The sequence below is a fragment of the Marinitenerispora sediminis genome (assembly GCF_003336425.1).
Taxonomy (GTDB): domain Bacteria; phylum Actinomycetota; class Actinomycetes; order Streptosporangiales; family Streptosporangiaceae; genus Marinitenerispora; species Marinitenerispora sediminis.
This window is the reverse complement of sequence record NZ_QEIO01000039.1, coordinates 1-16737: the sequence shown is the minus strand read 5'-3', so window position 1 is coordinate 16737 and position 16737 is coordinate 1. Positions and strand designations below refer to the sequence as shown.

Below are 16737 nucleotides of genomic sequence, written 5' to 3'. Positions count from 1 at the left end.
GTCTCGCACATATCCCGCCACGGGCACCTCACCCACCACGGGCGCACCGCGGTCGCGCGGCCCGGTGACGCGGCGCGGGAACGGCGATGGCGCCCGCACCTGGCAGCGGTGCGGGCGCCATCGGATCCGGAGCGTGGCCGGGGGCGGCCCGGGTCAGTCGTCGGAGCCGCTCGCGCCCTGGAACACGTCGCGCAGCGTCTCGATGGACTTCGCGTCGGTGAGGGTGGAGACGTCGCCGAGCGTCCGGTTCTCCGCGACGTCGCGGAGGAGCCGGCGCATGATCTTGCCCGACCTGGTCTTCGGCAGCTCCGGCACCACCAGGATCTGCCGCGGCTTGGCGATCGGGCCGAGGGAGGAACCGACGTGGTCCCGCAGCTCCCTGACCAGCTCCTCGCCGCCCTCGCCGGCCTCGCCGCGCAGGATCACGAAGGCGACGATCGCCTGGCCGGTGACCGGGTCGGTGGCGCCCACGACGGCCGCCTCGGCGACCTTGGCGTGCGCCACCAGGGCCGATTCCACCTCCGTGGTGGAGATGTTGTGGCCGGAGACCAGCATGACGTCGTCGACCCGGCCGAGCAGCCAGATGTCGCCGTCCTCGTCCCGCTTGGCGCCGTCGCCGGGGAAGTACAGGCCCTCGAAGCGGGACCAGTAGGTCTCCTCGTAGCGCTTGGGGTCGCCCCAGATGCCGCGCAGCATCGACGGCCAGGGCTCGCGGACGACGATGAACCCGCCGCCGCCGTCGGGCACCGACTTGGCCTCGTCGTCCACCACGTCGACGCTGATGCCCGGCAGCGGGCGCATCGCGGCGCCCGGTTTGGCCTCGGTCACCCCGGGCAGCGGCGAGACCATGATCGCCCCGGTCTCGGTCTGCCACCAGGTGTCCACGACCGGCACGCGGTCGCCGCCGATGTTCTTGCGGTACCAGACGTAGGCCTCGGGGTTGATCGGCTCGCCCACCGAGCCGAGCACGCGGAGGCTGGACAGGTCGTACTGGGCGGGGATGTCCTCGCCCCACTTCATGAACGTGCGGATGGCCGTGGGCGCCATGTAGGCGATCGTGACCCCGTACTTCTGCACGATCTCCCAGAACCGGCCGCGGTGCGGGGTGTCCGGCGTGCCCTCGTACATCACCGAGGTCGCGCCGTTGGAGAGGGGGCCGTACACGATGTAGGAGTGGCCGGTGACCCAGCCGATGTCGGCGGCGGTCCAGAACACGTCGGTCTCGGGCTTGAGGTCGAAGACGGCCCAGTGCGTGTACGAGACCTGGGTGAGGTAGCCGCCGGTGGTGTGCAGGATGCCCTTGGGCTTCGCGGTGGTCCCGCTGGTGTACATGATGTACAGCGGGTCCTCGGCGTCGTGGGCGGGCGCCGCGTGCTCCGTGCCCTGGCGCTCCACCACGTCGTGCCACCACACGTCGCGGCCCTCGGTCCACTCCACGTCCTGCCCGGTGCGGCGCACGACGAGGACGTTGCGGACGCCGGGCCGGCTCCGCAGTGCCTCGTCCACCGCCGGCTTGAGACCGCTCGGCTTGCCGCGCCGGTAGCCGCCGTCGGCGGTGATCACCAGCTTGGCGTCGCTGTCGTCGAGCCGGCTGCCCAGGGCGTCGGCCGAGAAGCCGCCGAAGACCACCATGTGCGGGGCGCCGATGCGGGCGCACGCCAGCATGGCGACGACAGTCTCGGGGATCATCGGCATGTAGATGGCGACGCGGTCGCCCTTGGTGACCCCGAGCTCCTCCAGCGCATTCGCCGCCTGACAGACGAGGTCCTTGAGCTGGGCGTAGGTGATGGTGCGGGTGTCGCCGGGCTCGCCCTCCCAGTGGTAGGCGACCTTGTCACCGCGGCCGGCCTCGACGTGCCGGTCGACGCAGTTGACCGCGGCGTTGAGCTTCCCGCCGACGAACCACTTGGCGAACGGGGGCTGCCAGTCCAGGACGGTGTCCCACGGGCGCTCCCACCGCAGCCGGCCGGCCTGCTCCGCCCAGAAGCCGAGCCGGTCGGCGTCGGCGGCGGCGAAGGCCTCGGCGCGGACGTTCGCCTCGGCGGCCAGTTCGGGGGGCGGCGGGAACCGCCGGGACTCCTGCAGCAGGTTGGAGAGGGTCTGCTGGTTCTCCTGCCCCGGCGCAGGTGGAGTCTCAGCCACTGTGGTGCTCCTTACTCTTCGCGGGTGCCATCCCCAATAAATCATGTGGTGGATGCCACTCCATCAGCCGGGTGGCGGTGGTCACAAGGGGAACGCCGGCAATGGGTGGCCGCATCCCGCACGTAGGGTGCATAGCGTGAATGGGGTATCAGCTGACCCGCTGCGCCGGATCTCGGAGCTTCCCGAGGTGGACGCGGCCGTACGGGAGACCCGCGCGGTCGTCGACCGGCTGCTCGGCCACCGGGTGCTGCGGCGGCACAGCGCCGACGTCTCCATGGAGGCCGCGCTGCGCGGCGCGTGGGGCTCGGCCCGGCTGGAGGGCGCCGAGGTCGCGCTGGACGAGATGCGGGCCGGCGCCGGGGCCGACGCCCGGGTCAGGGGCGCGCTTCGGGTGTCGGCCGAGCTCGGCACCCTGGTCGCCACGTGGCGCAGGGCGCCGCGCCAGGCGCTGGCGCGGCTGCACGTCCTCGCCGCGGCCGACGCCGTGCCGGCCGAGCGCCTCGGCCGGCCGCGGGCGGACGGGGAGGACGCCGAGGACCCGCTCGGGCTGGGTACGCCGCCCGGCGCGGCGGAGGTCGCGCGGCGCCTGGACGCCCTGTCCTGGCTGCTGGCCGCCCCCGCCTCCGTTCCCGCGCTGGTGGTGGGCGCCCTCGTGCACGGGGAGCTGCTGGCGCTGCGCCCGTTCGGGTGGGCGGACGGGATCGCGGCGCGCGCGGCGGAGCGGCTCACTCTCGTCGAACGCGGTCTGGACCCCAAGTCGCTGGTACCGACCGAGCTCGGCCACGCCGAGCTGCGCGAGGAGTACGGTGCGGCGGTGCGCGGCTACGTCGGCGGAACGCCCGAGGGAGTGGCGGCGTGGGTGGTGCACTGCTCGCAGGCGGTGACGGCGGGCGCGAGGGAATCCCTGGCAGCCTGCGAGGCGCTGCGGCGGGGATAACCCGGGCGCTGTACGGCGCGGCAGGGGAAATCCCATTGTCGTCCGGATGGTGGGATACCGATATAGCATCGCAAATCCGAGAACGGCGGAAGGAACGCCGGCCGGCACAGCGAACGGCGCCCCGCCGAACGCGAGTCCGGGGCCAAGGCGCCGCCGCGGATACGTCGCGCCGGGCTAGCAGGCGTACGGTTCTTAGTCCGACCAGGGGCTACCTGGCCTGGACGGGCCTCTCGCGGCTTGGTGACGCGTGGGTACCCGGTCGCCGTATCCCGGTGGGGATGCGTCCCCACCTGACTCTTCCTTTCTACGCCGGATCGGCCGCGTTGAAAAGAGTCCCGGGAGAAGCATTTTCCGGCCGAGAGCGCAAATCGCCGTGGTAACGTTGCGTATTAGATTTGTTACTTGCGCGCGAGCGTGTCGAGCGCGTGGCCCGGAGGAATTGCGCCCCGGCCCCCACCGCGCACGACCGGCACCCGAGCGACCCGACACGGCAGCATATGCCGGACACCACCACCGCGACGGCGGTGGCGCCCCCGGCCGGAATGCTGCCATGTCGGTGACGAGGACGCCGCCCATGCTCCCGCCCGATCGACCTGTCTGGATAACGGCGCCGGCTCTACCCCCCCGGAGCCCTCGGCGGGTGCGGCCCTCGCCGCGACGGGCCGCCTGCGGCTACCGCCGCTCCCACTCACGCTTCTCCCGGGGACGGCGCCTGCTCCTGCTCCGCACCCCCACCGGGATTGCCATCACCTGGGCCCTGGCCAGCCCGAAGGTCGACGAGTGCGACGTGCTGGCCGCGCTCCTCCCCGCGGATCCGGCCCTGGCCGCCGACCGGCCCGGGCTGCTGCTGACCGCCGACCAGGGGCATCGCCTCCAAGGCGTTGGAGGCCCGGCTCGCCGAACGGGCGGGGGCACGCTGCCGCGGCCCTCTTCCACGCGCGAGCGGCCCCGCCCCGGCGAGCACCTGCTCCAAGGGGGGGTGCGGCAGTTGGTCGAGTCAGTCCATGACCCCCTCACAGGCCAACCCGGCCTGGAACACCACGGTGGGCGGACCTTCGAGGACCTCACAGTCTCACGGTCGGAGTCGGCCAGCGGATCCTGGCCACGGCAGCGGCGATCCGGCACCACCACACCGGCGCACCGGTCACCAGGCCCCTGACCGCCGACGACCACCCACCACAGCGGAACCACTCGTCCAGGAGTCGGCGGTGGAACCGGGCCGGGCCCCGCCCCGGGCGTGCCACCTGCCAGTCAGCCGCCCGGTGTCGCCAGTCCCGGCGTGGTTGGCCGCCGGTCCCCTTCGGGCGCTCCGGAGCGGCGGGCCCGCACGCCGCCTGGCACCCCGCGCTGTCCGGGCCGCCGGAGGACCCGTCATCCACAGGCTGTGGACCGGATTATCACCGCGCCGCTCCGCCGGGTGACCGTGGGATGTCAGCCGTCCCCCGTCGGAAGGTCACCCGCATGGACGCCCACGCTCCGCCGGCCGCGCCGGCACGCCCCCTCCTGGTCACCGCCGATTCGCACCTGCTCGACGAGCTGCTGCGGCTCGCCGCGGCGGCCGATGTCGAGGTCACCGTGGCGCATGCCGTCGCGCACGCGCGGCGGGACTGGGGCCGGGCGCCGCTGGTGGTCGTCGGGGCCGACCTCGCTCCGGCGCTCGCGCGGCTGGAGCCCGAGCGGCACCCCAACGTCGTGGTCGCCGAAGCCTCGGCCGGCGTGGACCACGCCGGGGAGGGCGGTGCCGGCGCGGCCGCGGGCGGTACCGACCGGCTCTGGCCGAGCGCGCTGCGGATCGGCGCCCGGGAGGTGCTGGCGCTCCCGGAGGCGGAGACCCGGCTGGTGGACCTGCTCGCCGAGGCAGCCGACGGCGGCCCCGGAAGCGCGGCAGTCGTGGCGGTCATCGGCGGCCGGGGCGGCGCGGGTGCGAGTCTGGTCGCCGTCGCGCTGGCGCTGGCCGGCCGGCGGCACGGGACCCGCACCCTGCTGGTCGACGCCGATCCGCTCGGCGGTGGGCTCGACCTGCTGCTCGGCCACGAGCACGCCGAAGGTGCGCGCTGGGCCGAGTTCCTCGCCCGGCGCGGCCGCATGAGCCATCACGCACTGCACGGAGCGCTGCCCAGCGTGCGCGGGCTCACCCTGCTCACCTGGGCGCCCGGACCGGCGGCCGACGTCCCGGTCGACGCCATGCGCGCCGTGCTGGCGTCGGCCGCGCGCGGTTCCGGTCTCGTAGTGGTGGACCTGCCCCGGGCCCTCGGGGCACCCGCCGAGGAGGCGCTCCGGCGCAGCACCGTCGCCCTCCTCGTGCTCCCCACCGACGTGCACGCGGTGATCGCCGCCTCCCGGCTGGTCCCGGCAGTACGGGAGCACGCGGCCGATGTGCGGCTGGTGGTGCGCGGCGGACGTGGTCGGCTGGCGCCCGACACCGTCGCCGCCACACTTGATCTGCCGGTGGCCGGCGAGCTGACCGACGAGCCCGGCCTCGCGCGCCTCCTGGACCGGGGCGACGTTCCTGCCGACCGGCCGGGCTCACCGCTCGCCGCGTTCGGCACCGCGTTCGTCGCCCAGCTGGGTGCCGTCTCGGGGGCCCACCGATGACCCCGCTGCCCGCCACGGCGGGGCGGACCGCCCCCGACCCCGCCCTGCTCGACGCCGTGCGCGCCCGGTTGGCCCGCGAGGGCGCCGGCCCCACGCCCGCCCGGGTTGCCGCGGCGCTGCGGGCCGAGGGCGGCGTGCTCGGCGACTCCGAAGTCCTCGCCATCGCCCGGCTGCTGCGTGCCGACCTCACCGGCGCGGGCCCGCTGGAGCCCCTGCTGGCCGACCCAGCCGTGACCGACGTCCTGGTCAACGGGCCCGGGGAGGTGTGGGTCGACGACGGGCGCGGTCTGCACCCGGCCGAGGGGGTGCGCTTCCCGGACGACGCCGCGGTCCGGCGGCTCGCCCAGCGGCTGGCCGCGCAGGCCGGCCGCCGTCTCGACGACGCCGCCCCCTGGGTGGACGCCGCGCTGCCCGGCGGCGTCCGGCTGCACGCGGTGCTCGCGCCCGTGGCGCCCGAGGGCACCTGCCTGTCGCTGCGGCTGCCGCGCCGGCGGGTGTTCTCGCTCGACGAACTCGTCGCGGCGGGCAGTGTGCCGGCCGAGGGAGCCCGGCTGCTGCGCGCCGTGCTGGCGGCGCGGGCACCGTTCGTCGTCTGCGGCGGCACCGGTACCGGCAAGACCACTCTGCTGTCGGCGCTGCTCTCCCTCGCCGACCGCCGCGAGCGGCTGCTCCTCGTGGAAGACTCCGCGGAACTGCGCCCCGACCACCCGCACGTCGTCCGGCTGCAGGCACGCCCACCCAACATCGAGGGCACCGGCGGAGTCACCCTGCACCAGCTCGTGCGGCAGGCGCTGCGGATGCGCCCAGACCGGCTCGTGGTCGGTGAGGTCCGCGGAACCGAGATCGTCACCCTGCTGGCCGCCATGAACACGGGTCACGAGGGAGGCTGCGGGACCGTCCACGCCAACGCGGCGGTGGACGTCCCCGCGCGCATCGAGGCGCTCGGGTGCGCGGCCGGCCTCAGCCGCGAGGCGGTGCACAGCCAACTCGCCGCCACTCGGGCGCTGGTCGTGCACGTCGTGCGCGACCCCGGTGGGCCGCGCCGGGTCGCCGAGGTGTGCGTGCTGCGGCGTGACGCGTCCGGACTCGTCCGCGCGGTGCCGGCGGTGGCCTTTCCCGGTGACGGATCCGTCGCCGCCCACGAGGGCCTCGGCGAGCTCACGGACCGGGTGGGTGGCGCGTGGCGGTCCGCCGACCCGGGCTCCGGGACCTCCGCGTGACACCGGCCGCGGGGCCGGTCCACGGCATCGAGCTCCCCGCTCTCGTCGCGCTGCTGGCCGGTCTGACCGGCCTGGCCGCGCTGTGCGCGCTCCCCGGCCGGGCGGAGGTACGGCTGCGCGCGCTGCGGCGCGCCTCGGCCGGCCCGGCGCCCGGGCGTTCCGCCCTACGGGAGCGGCTCGCGCACCGACTCGCGGCCGTCTCCGGCCGGAGCGAACGGCGCCGGAGGGCCGCTGTCATCGAGCTCTGCCGGGTGCTCGCGGCCGAACTGCACGCCGGGCGCGCCCCCGGCGACGCGCTGGCGGCGGCTGCGGCGGAACTCCCGCCCGCGGTCGGCGGCGAGCTGGCTGACGCCGTCGCGGCGGCACGCGGCGGCGACGATCCCGGGCCCGCGCTGCGTCGGGCCGCCCGGCAGCCCGGCGCGGCCGGCCTCGGCCCCCTCGCGGCCTGCTGGCACGTGGCGTCCGGCGCCGGCGGCGGGCTGGCCGCCGTCGTCGCCCGGCTGGCCGACACGCTGGCCGAGGACGCCGCACTGCGCAGCGAACTCTCCGCCCAGCTGGCCGGGCCGCGCACCACGTCACTGGTCCTCGCCGTGCTGCCGGTCGTCGGCCTCCTCATGGCGTCCGCCCTGGGCGGGCGGCCGCTCGCCTTCCTGCTGGGCACCCCCGCCGGCCTGCTGTGCCTCACGGGCGGCGTGGCGCTGGACCTCCTCGGCCTCTGGTGGACGCACCGCATGGTCCGCACCGTGCACGCGGTCCTGGAGCCGGGGTGAGGGCCGCGGCGGCAATGGGCGGGGGGCACCGACGGACCGGACGGAGCACCTCGGTCTCCCGCTTTCCGCTGTGCGCGGTCCCGGCACTCCCGTCCGCGGGGTGCCTGCCGTGATGGGCGCGTTGGCGGCCCTCACCGTGGTGTGCGCCGGCGCGGCCGGCTGGCTGCTCGCCGGGGCCGAACGCTCACCGGCCGCCCGTCGGCTCGCCGCGCTGCGGCCCGCACTGGGGTCCGCACTGGGGTCCGTACCGCGGCCGCTCCGCGCCCGCACTCCGCGGCGGGTCGGCCCGGCGGCGGCCGTCCTGGTTGCGGCCGCACCGGTGGGCACGGCGCTCCTGGTCCTCGGTCCGGTGCTCGGCCCGCTGGTCGGCCTGACCGCCGGCGCCGCCGTGTGGTGGCGGCTGCGGCACGGCGACACCGCCGCGGCCCGCCTGCGGCAGGCCCGGATCACCGCCGCGCTGCCCGTGGCGGTGGACCTGCTGACCGCGGCACTGCGCGCGGGGGGCACCATGACCGGCGCACTGGACGCCGTGGCCCCGGCGGTCGGCGGCCCGCTCGGCGCGGAACTGGCCGCCGTGGCCGACCGCCTGCGCCTGGGTGCCGACCCGGCCGCCGCCTGGCGCGACGTCCGCGAGCCGCCGGCACTGGCCGCACTGGCTCGCACCCTGTCCCGCGCCGCACGCACCGGCGCCCCCGTCGCCGCCGTCCTCGACCGCCACTCCGCCGAGTGCCGTCGCGCCATCCGCGCCCACGCGATCGGCCGCTCCCAGCGCGCCGGCGTGCTGGCGGTGCTCCCGCTCGGTGTGTGCTTCCTGCCGGCCTTCGTCCTGATCGGTGTCGTCCCCCTGGCGGCGGGCCTCCTCGGCGGCCTCCCCCTCATGTGACCACGGAACACGCCCGCCGCCGCGCGGAGCACCTCCGGCCTGCCGACCCGGAGCCCGACCGGCGCCCGTTCGATGACCACGTGGTCGCGGACGCGAGCACCGGCCGTCAGGTTCCTCCGGAGCCGCGGGCATGTGCCGCCTCCCGCGAGGACGGATCTCGGATGCGGCTCGGTGATGCACTCGCCGAGAGCGCCACACTACGGAAACCAGAGACCGCACCCCGGGGCGGACTCCGGCGGTGTGGGCCCGGAGGGATGGTCTGACGACGGGGCCTATGGTGGGCGGTGGTCCGGTCGCGGGACGATCCGGCGGCCATCAGGCCGAGCGGATCTGGCAGACGCTCGGCCGGTCCCGGGGCGGGCTGATCGGCAGGACGCACCGGGGTGGAGCGGGCGGTGGCCCGCCGGTGGCGGTGCTTGGCAGCGCCCGAGACGTCGACCTCCCCGATGGCCGTCCCAGCGGTGGAATCTGATTGAGCGCTGCTTCGCCCGGCTCAAGCGGTCCGTACGTTCGCCAACCTGGTTCGACGAGATCGAAGCCGTTGACGGACGGGTGTGCCGGTGGCCGGTCTTCTCCGCGGCTTGCGCGGATCGCCCGGGCATGCCCGAGTGGCCGGACGGTCCCGAGACGCCCCGCACGACGGCCGCGTTTCGTTGTGCCCGAGGTCCGCCCGAGGTAGCGACCGGACACCGCTCGACGGCCGCAGCGGGACCCTCGCGCCGCGGCGGTGGGCACGGCCTCGGTGGCCGGATCAGACGCGCCCTGCTGAGTGCGCCCATCAGACGCGTGCGGCGGTACCCGCTCGGCCGCTCCCCCTCGGCCCCGGTCCCGTCGGAACCCGGGTGCCCCGACGGCGCAGGTGGACGCGCTGCCGGAACCGCGCGTATGCGCGACCCGCTGCCTTCTCCCGGTGGCGGGAACACGGTGGATCGCAGGCCGGCCGGGCCCGGTGCGGTTCGGGCATCGCCGCCATCGCGGCGGACGGCCGGGGCACCGCGTTCGCGACCGGGATATCGGAGGCGGGTGATCTCCGCCGGTCCCCCCTGTTCGCCGGGCACGGGGACCGCCGGCGCCCCTCACCGGGCGCTGGCCCCGGCCCGTCCGTGTCGGTGCCGCGGTCCCGGTCCGCACGGACGCCGTGCCCGACCGTCGCCTCTCGTCCCGTTTGCCATCCCATTTCGCGCCATTTTCCACACTGGCCTGTGCATAACCCGTCGAGTTATCCACAGGCCAGCAGATTCCACTTCCCCGCATAGCGGCCGGACCGCACTCTGGGGGCAGGTCGGACGCCCTGCCCCTGGTCCGGCCGCGTCACGAAGGAGGAACTGTGCCCGCCTTGTCCCCGATGTCGTACCTCTTCACCACTCTCGGCCGGCTCCGGCGGTCAGCCCACGGGCGGTGCGCTATCGGCATGTCGACGGCCGAGTACGCACTCGGAACCGTTGCCGCATGCGCGTTCGCCGCTGTTCTGTACGTCATCCTGACCAGTTCGCAGGTACGCGACACCCTCACCAGCATGTTGACTGACGCCCTCCAGGTCGGGGGTTGAGGCGTGGCGTGCTCGGGAGCTGCCCGGCCCGTGCCCGGCGCGGGGAGCGGGGCATGGTCACCGCCGAGATCGCCGTCGCGCTGCCCGGGCTGTGCCTGCTGCTCGGGGCGGCGCTCGGGGCGGTCGGCGCCGCGGCAGCGCATGTGGCGTGCGTGGACGCCGCCCGGGTGGGAGCCCGTGCCGCGGCGCGCGGCGACACCGTCGACGTCGTGCGCCGGCTGGCCGGTGACGTCGCACCGGCCGGGGCCGTCGTGGAGATCGTGGACGACGGCGTCTTCGCCCGCGTCACCGTCCGGGTCGCCGTGCCGCTCGTCCCGGGTGCCGCGGTCGCCGTCCCCGTGCGCGCCACGGCGGCGACCCCGCTGGAGGAACGGAAGGCGGCGCCGCTGTGAGCCGGGGAGCGCGCGGCGGGACCGGGGATCGGGAGTGGTCTGGCTGCTCGTGCTGTGCGTCCTCCTGTGGTTCGGCACGGTCGCCGTCGTGCTGGTCGGCGGAGCACGTGCCGAGCGGCACCGGGCGGCGGCGGCCGCCGACCTCGCGGCGCTGGCCGGCGCCCGCGAGGCCGTCCACGGCGGCGAGCGCGCCTGTGCCGCCGCCAGCGCCGCCGCGGCCGCCAACGGTGCTGTCCTCACCGAGTGCCGGTTGACCGGTCTGGTGATCGACGTCCGGACCGAGACGCGCGGCGGCCGGGGGAGGGGGGCCGCCCGGGCCGGGCCGGCCGCCCACCGTGTCGACGCCTAGCCGGGTTCCGTGCCCGCTGTCCGAACGACGCCCGATCGAGGTTGGAGAACGCGATGACAGCGTCCCCCGTATGTCCTCCCCTCCGCCGCCGCGGACCGGTACCCGTCACCCTGGCCGTCGGCGCGGCGCTGCTCTGCTCGGCCTTCACCCTCCCCCATCCCGAGGGACGGGTCTCCTTCGGCGCGGAGGGTGTCGAACTCCGCTCGATCGACGGCACCCGGATGGTGGTCGGCCGCGACTCCGCCCGGCTCGAAGCCCCCTGGCTGCCCGGTCCGCCGAGGGATGCCGCGGTGCGCGGCACAGGCGGGGCGGCTCCCACCCCCCGACCGGCCGCCGGCTCCGGATCTGGTGGAGACGGCGCCGCGCGGCCACTCGGCCGGGAGCCGACGGCGCCCGCAGCGGCGGCCACGCCGGCCGCGCACCGGCCGGCCGCCGCCCGGTCCACGCCGGAACCGGCACCGGCCCGCTCGCCGAACACCGCCGTGCCCGGACGCGAGGCCCGGTCGGCCCCGGCGCCCGAGCCGGTGCAGGCGCGGTACGGCTACGCGCCGCCGTCCGCCCCGGTCGCCGACCGGCACCGCTTCGCGGGTGCGGTCTCGACCTGGCTGCTCTCGCTCCTGGCGGTGGCCACCCTGGCCCTCCGGCTGACCATCGGCTGGCCCCGGTTCCCGCCGAGGTACCGCGGGCGGCGGCGGGTCCGAGGCAGATGACACCGCATCCGAGGCGGGCCCGGCCGTCCCCGCCTTCCGGCGGTACCGGTGGCGGGAGCTACTCGCGGACAGGGCGGCTCCGCCCGGCCGGTCCGCCCCACGGCGGCCCCTCGCGGGGGGACGCTGCCCATGACGGTGCACGCGGACCCGGGCCCGGACATGGAGAACGCCCGGACCCGATTCTCCGAATCGGGTCCGGGCGCGTCGAAATCTCCGTCCCGGCGGGAAATGGTCGCCGACAATGGCACCGGCGGCCACGGAAACGAACTTAAGAACGAATTCACCGCCGCCGGCCGCACCCCGGCCGGCGGCGGCCACCCGCGCTAGCGGCGAGCCGTGATCACGTCGCCGCAGAAGCGGCAGGTCGCTGTTCGCTCGCGTTGCCTCGGGCAGCTCCTTCCATCAGGAATGTAGTCATGACATCCACCAGGTCCGTTCGGACACGGGATCGCGCCATCCATTTCGTTTTCCTTGGGGGAGAGGTCGCACCGCCCCTCCGCGGATACGACCGAGCGTGCGGCGCCGCCACTCGGAGAACTGTCGGCCCGGTCCTCCGGGGACGACGCCGGCCGCGGGGTCGCGTTTTCGGGGGTAGCGGCCCCGCGGCGGGAAACACCGTGTCCGTCCGACGAATCCGGGAACACGGCAGGGATGGGTGATGGCCGTGGACATTCACGGGGAATGCCCGCAGCAGCGCCGTTCGGAGATGTGGCCGCATCTCGGAAAGGCGGTGATTCGATGCGCCGGCCCCGCGCGGTCGACGTGGTGCGAAAACGCCCACGACGGCCGGACGGGAGCCGATGACGCCGGACATACGGTTGGAGAAGCGCACGGTGGGAGCCCGACAGCGCGGCGTTTCGCACGATGGCCGACCTCGGACCGAACTCGTGGAGTCGATCGGGGATTCGGCACCGCCGGTCCGAAGACCGGTGGGCGGGCGCCGGCCGCGGCCGCCGGCCCCGAAACTCCGGACCGGCGAATTGGTGACCGGTGGTGATCACCGGCCGCGCCGGGTGCCGAGGTGCTTCCACCTCGATCCCGGAGCGCCGAATGGGAGAATCGGCACCTTCCTACCGTGGTCGCAGGGTTATTCCCACCCCACTCGACTCCTAATCACATCGAGGGAGAAATTCATGCACCGAATTTTTCCGCCGCCACCCCTTTGCGGAAAACCGCTACAGCTAAGGCGTCCACCAAGATCGCGGAATTGATCCGCACCCTGCCGCCCCCGCCCGCATTCCCCGGGTGCCGTATCCGCACCGCACCGCCGCCGACCACGAGAAATACCAGGTATTCGGCGCGCAGAACGGCGCGTCCCGCTTTCCACGGCACGGCGATTTCCGCCGCATGCGCCTACCGCTCAAAGCGCCCTCCGCACCGGAGCCCCGGTTCCCGGCAGCCGGTTGCCCGGTCATCGGCGGCCACCGCCGAGCCCGCGGCCTTTCTCCGGCGGCGCGGCCCGGGAAATCCCGTCGGGCCACTCACCGGCGCGATTCGGGTCCGCGCATCCGGGGCACCGCGCCGCTGCACCGCGCCACTGCCCCCGGCACGTCAGCGCTCCGCGCAGCCCCCTCCGAGCACCTCGTCCAGCAGCCGGAGGGCGCCGGCCTTGCTCAGCGGATCGTTGCCGTTCCCGCACTTCGGCGACTGGATGCACGAAGGACACCCGTCGGCGCACTCGCAGGTGGCGATGGCGGCGCGGGTCGCGGCGAGCCAGTCCCGGGCCGCGGCGAAGCCCCGCTCGGCGAACCCCGCGCCGCCTTCGTGCCCGTCGTAGACGAAGACGGTGAGCAGCCCGGTGTCGGCGTGCAGCGCGGTGGAGACCCCGCCGATGTCCCACCGGTCGCACGTGGCGAACAGCGGCAGCAGGCCGATCGACGCGTGTTCGGCCGCGTGGGCGGCGCCGCGCAGGTCGACGCCCTCCGCCCGCAGCCGGCGCTCGGCCTCCGGTGAGACCGTCCACCACACCGCCCGCGAGCGCAGGGTCCGCTCCGGGAGGTCGAGCGGCTGCTCCCCCAGCACCGTCCCGGTCCGGACGTCGCGCTTGAGGTACCCCACCACCTGCCGGGCCACCCGGACATCGCCGAAGCACACCGCGGCGGCGCCCCAGCTCTGCTCCCGCAGGGTCGAGAGGATCTCGATCTCGGTGACGTCGCGCGCCCACGTGCTGTACTCGGGGTCCTCCGCGTGGACCAGCGCCACATGGTCGTCGAGGTCGAGCCGGTCCACCACGTACGTCAGCCCCTGGTGCAGGTAGACGGCGCCGTCGTGCACCGCCGCGTGCGCCGCCGCCTCGTCGACCGTGCCCAGCAGCTGGCCGGTGCCGGCGTCGACGATCTGCACCGGCGGCCCGCCGGCGCCCCGGATGTCAGCGAGGTCGCACGCCCGGTCGCGGCGGGTCCAGAACCAGCCCCGCGGCCGCCGCCGCAGCATGCCGCGCTTCACGAGGTCGGCGAGGACCGGCTCGGCGGCGGGCCCGAAGACCTCCAGGTCCGGCTCGGTCAGCGGAATCTCCTCGGCCGCCGCGCAGAGGTGCGGTCCGAGCACGTACGGGTTCTCCGGATCGAGCACGGTGGACTCCACCGGCCGGCCGAAGACGGCTTCCGGGTGGTGCACGAGGTAGGTGTCCAGCGGGTCGTCGCGCGCGATGAACACGGCCAGCGCGTCATCTCCGCGCCGCCCGGCGCGCCCGGCCTGCTGCCACAGCGACGCCAGCGTCCCCGGCCATCCGGTGAGCAGCACGGCGTCCAGGCCGGTGATGTCCACCCCGAGCTCCAGCGCGTTGGTACTCGCCAGCCCGAGGAGCTCACCGGACCGCAGCGCGCCCTCCAGATCGCGGCGGTCGGCGGCGAGGTAGCCCGCGCGGTAGGCGGCCACCCGCCGGGCGAGATCGGGCGCCCTGGCCTCGTTCAGGGCCCGCTGCGCCGAAAGCGCGACCATCTCCGCCCCCTGCCGCGAGCGGACGAACGCCAGGGTGCGCACGCCCTCGCGCGCCAGGTCCGCCATGAGCTCGGCCGCCTCGGCGGTGGCGGTCCGCCGGACCGGCGCGCCGTTCTCCCCCGTCTGCCCCGTGAGTTCGGGCTCCACCAGCGCGAAGCTGAGGGCCGCCCGCGGGGCGGCGTCCTCGACGACCGCGCGCACCGGGAGCCCGATGAGCCGCCGCGCGCTCTCCTCCGGCGCCGCGGCCGTGGCGGAGGCCAGGATGAACGTGGGCTCGCTCCGGTAGCGCGCGCAGACCCTGCGCAGCCGGCGGAGGATCTGCGCGACGTGCGAGCCGAACACGCCGCGGTACCGGTGCGCCTCGTCGACGACGACGTAGCGCAGCCGCCGCAGGAAGCCCGCCCAGGCGGCGTGCCGGCCGAGGATCGCCCGGTGCAGCATGTCGGGGTTGGTGAGCACGTAGTCGGCGTGCGCGCGCACCCACGCGCGCACCTCTCCGGGGGTGTCGCCGTCGTACCCGGCGGCGCGCAGGCCGGGGAGCGCCAGCTCCTCCAGCGAACGCAGCTGGTCGGCGGCGAGCGCCTTGGTGGGGGAGACGTAGAGCACGGTGCCGCCGGCCTCGACCGCGGCGGCCGCCGGCAGCAGGAAGGCCAGCGACTTTCCGGACGCGGTACCGGTGGCTATGATCACATTGCTGCCGGCGTGGGCCAGATCGGCCGCGGCCACCTGATGGGCCCACGGCGCGGTGACTCCCGCTTCGGCGAGCCGTTCCACCAGGGAGGGTGGTGTCCAGCCTGGCCAGTCTTCGGTCACTCCGCGGCCGCCCGGCACGCGGTGCACGTGTGTCAGCCGGGAGGGGCGGGTGTCGTCACGCCACAACCGCTGGAGCGTCGTCTCCCACCGGCTCATCCCGACACCCCCTCGGCGGTTCCCCGGCCGGACCACTCCGGACCGGCGGCTGCGCGGACACCGGTTTCAGTGTGGCATCTCGGGGAACACACGCGCGGTGTCGTGGTTTTCTTGTGTGTAGCGGACAGATGCAACGACCAGGCGTGGTTGAATGCCGCCCTGTGGGGTAACGCCCGGCAGAGATCACTCGCGGTTTCCAATCGCGGTTCGGCGCTGGAGGACTAGTGGACCTGAAGCTTGATCACTACAGCGAAGACGACACCGAGATCGTCGTCGTTGAGGGTGAGATCGATGTCTATACCGCGCCTCGGCTGCGTGAACTGTTGATCGACCTGGTCAACAAGGGGAACTTCCACCTTGTCGTCAACATGGAGAAGGTGGAGTTCCTCGACTCGACGGGGCTCGGCGTGCTCGTCGGCGGCCTCAAGCGCGTGCGCGCCCATGACGGCACGCTCGACCTCGTCTGCACCCAGGAGCGGATCCTGAAGATCTTCCGGATCACCGGCCTGACCAAGGTGTTCGGGATCTACGAGTCGGTGCAGGACGCCATCGACAAGCGTAAGTCGAAGTAGTTACGTAACGAGCGAGCGATGGCAATCGTCCAGCTGACGATCAGCGCGCTGCCCGCGCACGTGCGCACCGCGCGGCTCATGGCCACGGCCGTGGCCCGGCGGGCGGGCATCTCGGAACAGGCCCTCGACGAGGTTCGTCTGGCCGTTGGTGAGGCGTGCTCGCGCGCGGTGGAGGCCCACCGCGCGCACTGCCCTGACCAGCCGATCCAGCTCGAACTGATCGACGACGCCGGGCCCCGGGCGCGCTCGGCCGACCGGCCCGAGGGCACGGTGCCGACCCAGGTCAACGGCAGCGGCAGCGGCCGGTTCGAGGTCGTCGTCACCGACCGGGCGCCGGCCAAGGAGTCCGTGCCCGACCCCATGCTGGACCCCTACGTACCGGGCGGCGTCAGCGCGTACCTCGGCATCCCCACGCCTCCCGGCGGGGTGTCGGGGCTCTCGCCGGACGTGGGCCTGGCCGTGATCGTCGGCCTGGCCGACGAGGTCAGCATCGAGCCGCACGGCGACGGCACGGTGGTCCGCATGAGCTGGCCGCTCGCCGGCAAGGGCGGCGAGCGCGCGTCGGAGCGCGACCGCAGCGCCGGTTGACCCCCGCCCTCGGCCGAGGGATCTTTCGACCGGCAGCGGCATGACGCAACGGGTGTGCCGGGCACGAACGCCGTGCCCGGCACACCCGTCATTTATGTCCGGTGCCGGTCGAAAGATCCCTCGGCCGAGGGCGGGGGTCAACCGGCGCTGCGGTCGCGCTCCGACGCGCGCTCGCCGCCCT

General features: G+C 74.9%; 15 protein-coding genes. 12 read left to right on the top strand and 3 right to left on the bottom strand.

Annotation, left to right across the window (positions count from 1 at the left end; all coding sequences use genetic code 11):
* Window positions 1-153: 153 nt before the first annotated feature.
* Window positions 154-2142, bottom strand: a complete 1989-nt coding sequence (gene acs / locus DEF28_RS09970) for an acetate--CoA ligase (protein ID WP_114398025.1) — start codon at window positions 2140-2142, stop codon at window positions 154-156.
* Window positions 2143-2278: 136 nt separating this feature from the next.
* On the opposite strand from acs, the gene DEF28_RS09965 reads away from it, so the two are divergent.
* The 10 genes from DEF28_RS09965 to DEF28_RS27270 all read left to right on the top strand — a co-directional run bounded on the left by DEF28_RS09965 (window position 2279) and on the right by DEF28_RS27270 (window position 11874).
* Window positions 2279-3079 (top strand): Fic family protein, encoded by an 801-nt coding sequence (locus tag DEF28_RS09965; RefSeq protein WP_114398026.1) that lies wholly within the window; start codon window positions 2279-2281, stop codon window positions 3077-3079.
* A gap of 1461 nt (window positions 3080-4540) precedes the next feature.
* Window positions 4541-5674: a septum site-determining protein Ssd gene (gene ssd, locus DEF28_RS09960; RefSeq protein ID WP_114398027.1), complete on the top strand. Its 1134-nt coding sequence runs from the start codon at window positions 4541-4543 to the stop codon at window positions 5672-5674.
* The gene (locus DEF28_RS09955; protein WP_114398028.1) at window positions 5671-6894 is read left to right on the top strand and encodes a TadA family conjugal transfer-associated ATPase; all 1224 of its coding nucleotides are present in this window, start codon (window positions 5671-5673) and stop codon (window positions 6892-6894) included. Before ssd ends, DEF28_RS09955 begins: the two co-directional genes overlap by 4 nt.
* Window positions 6891-7664, top strand: a complete 774-nt coding sequence (locus DEF28_RS09950) for a type II secretion system F family protein (protein ID WP_233515212.1) — start codon at window positions 6891-6893, stop codon at window positions 7662-7664. Before DEF28_RS09955 ends, DEF28_RS09950 begins: the two co-directional genes overlap by 4 nt.
* Before the next feature lie 112 nt (window positions 7665-7776).
* A complete protein-coding gene (locus DEF28_RS09945; protein ID WP_114398029.1) occupies window positions 7777-8547 on the top strand; it encodes a type II secretion system F family protein in 771 nt (256 codons plus the stop codon).
* A 1327-nt stretch (window positions 8548-9874) separates the two neighbouring features.
* Window positions 9875-10096: a DUF4244 domain-containing protein gene (locus DEF28_RS28380; RefSeq protein ID WP_233515211.1), complete on the top strand. Its 222-nt coding sequence runs from the start codon at window positions 9875-9877 to the stop codon at window positions 10094-10096.
* Between the two features lie 53 nt (window positions 10097-10149).
* Window positions 10150-10488 (top strand): TadE family type IV pilus minor pilin, encoded by a 339-nt coding sequence (locus DEF28_RS28035; RefSeq protein WP_199493197.1) that lies wholly within the window; start codon window positions 10150-10152, stop codon window positions 10486-10488.
* Window positions 10415-10837, top strand: coding sequence for an Rv3654c family TadE-like protein (locus DEF28_RS09935; RefSeq protein ID WP_199493196.1), 423 nt, complete (start codon window positions 10415-10417; stop codon window positions 10835-10837). Before DEF28_RS28035 ends, DEF28_RS09935 begins: the two co-directional genes overlap by 74 nt.
* A 53-nt stretch (window positions 10838-10890) precedes the next feature.
* A complete protein-coding gene (locus DEF28_RS09930; RefSeq protein WP_114398031.1) occupies window positions 10891-11547 on the top strand; it encodes a hypothetical protein in 657 nt (218 codons plus the stop codon).
* A 129-nt stretch (window positions 11548-11676) separates the two neighbouring features.
* Window positions 11677-11874, top strand: a complete 198-nt coding sequence (locus DEF28_RS27270) for a hypothetical protein (RefSeq protein WP_147280126.1) — start codon at window positions 11677-11679, stop codon at window positions 11872-11874.
* 804 nt (window positions 11875-12678) lie between these two features.
* On the opposite strand, the gene DEF28_RS27265 is transcribed toward DEF28_RS27270, so the two are convergent.
* Both DEF28_RS27265 and DEF28_RS09925 read right to left on the bottom strand, forming a co-directional pair.
* Window positions 12679-12879, bottom strand: a complete 201-nt coding sequence (locus tag DEF28_RS27265) for a hypothetical protein (protein ID WP_147280127.1) — start codon at window positions 12877-12879, stop codon at window positions 12679-12681.
* A 219-nt stretch (window positions 12880-13098) separates the two neighbouring features.
* Window positions 13099-15396, bottom strand: a complete 2298-nt coding sequence (locus DEF28_RS09925; protein ID WP_114398032.1) for a DEAD/DEAH box helicase — start codon at window positions 15394-15396, stop codon at window positions 13099-13101.
* A gap of 224 nt (window positions 15397-15620) precedes the next feature.
* Between DEF28_RS09925 and DEF28_RS09920 the strand changes: the two genes are divergently transcribed.
* Both DEF28_RS09920 and DEF28_RS09915 read left to right on the top strand, forming a co-directional pair.
* On the top strand, window positions 15621-15968 hold the full coding sequence (locus DEF28_RS09920; RefSeq protein ID WP_114398033.1) for an STAS domain-containing protein: 348 nt from the start codon (window positions 15621-15623) through the stop codon (window positions 15966-15968).
* A gap of 18 nt (window positions 15969-15986) precedes the next feature.
* Complete coding sequence (locus tag DEF28_RS09915) at window positions 15987-16556, top strand: ATP-binding protein (RefSeq protein ID WP_114398034.1); 570 nt, start codon at window positions 15987-15989, stop codon at window positions 16554-16556.
* Window positions 16557-16737: the final 181 nt, after the last annotated feature.

Coding starts and splice junctions, on each gene's coding strand:
- DEF28_RS09915 (WP_114398034.1), top strand. CDS start 15,987: ATGGCAATCGTCCAGCTGACGATCAGCGCGCTGCCCGCGCACGTGCGC.
- DEF28_RS09930 (WP_114398031.1), top strand. CDS start 10,891: ATGACAGCGTCCCCCGTATGTCCTCCCCTCCGCCGCCGCGGACCGGTA.
- DEF28_RS09945 (WP_114398029.1), top strand. CDS start 7,777: ATGGGCGCGTTGGCGGCCCTCACCGTGGTGTGCGCCGGCGCGGCCGGC.
- DEF28_RS28035 (WP_199493197.1), top strand. CDS start 10,150: ATGGTCACCGCCGAGATCGCCGTCGCGCTGCCCGGGCTGTGCCTGCTG.
- DEF28_RS09955 (WP_114398028.1), top strand. CDS start 5,671: ATGACCCCGCTGCCCGCCACGGCGGGGCGGACCGCCCCCGACCCCGCC.
- DEF28_RS27270 (WP_147280126.1), top strand. CDS start 11,677: ATGACGGTGCACGCGGACCCGGGCCCGGACATGGAGAACGCCCGGACC.
- ssd (WP_114398027.1), top strand. CDS start 4,541: ATGGACGCCCACGCTCCGCCGGCCGCGCCGGCACGCCCCCTCCTGGTC.
- DEF28_RS09925 (WP_114398032.1), bottom strand. CDS start 15,396: ATGAGCCGGTGGGAGACGACGCTCCAGCGGTTGTGGCGTGACGACACC.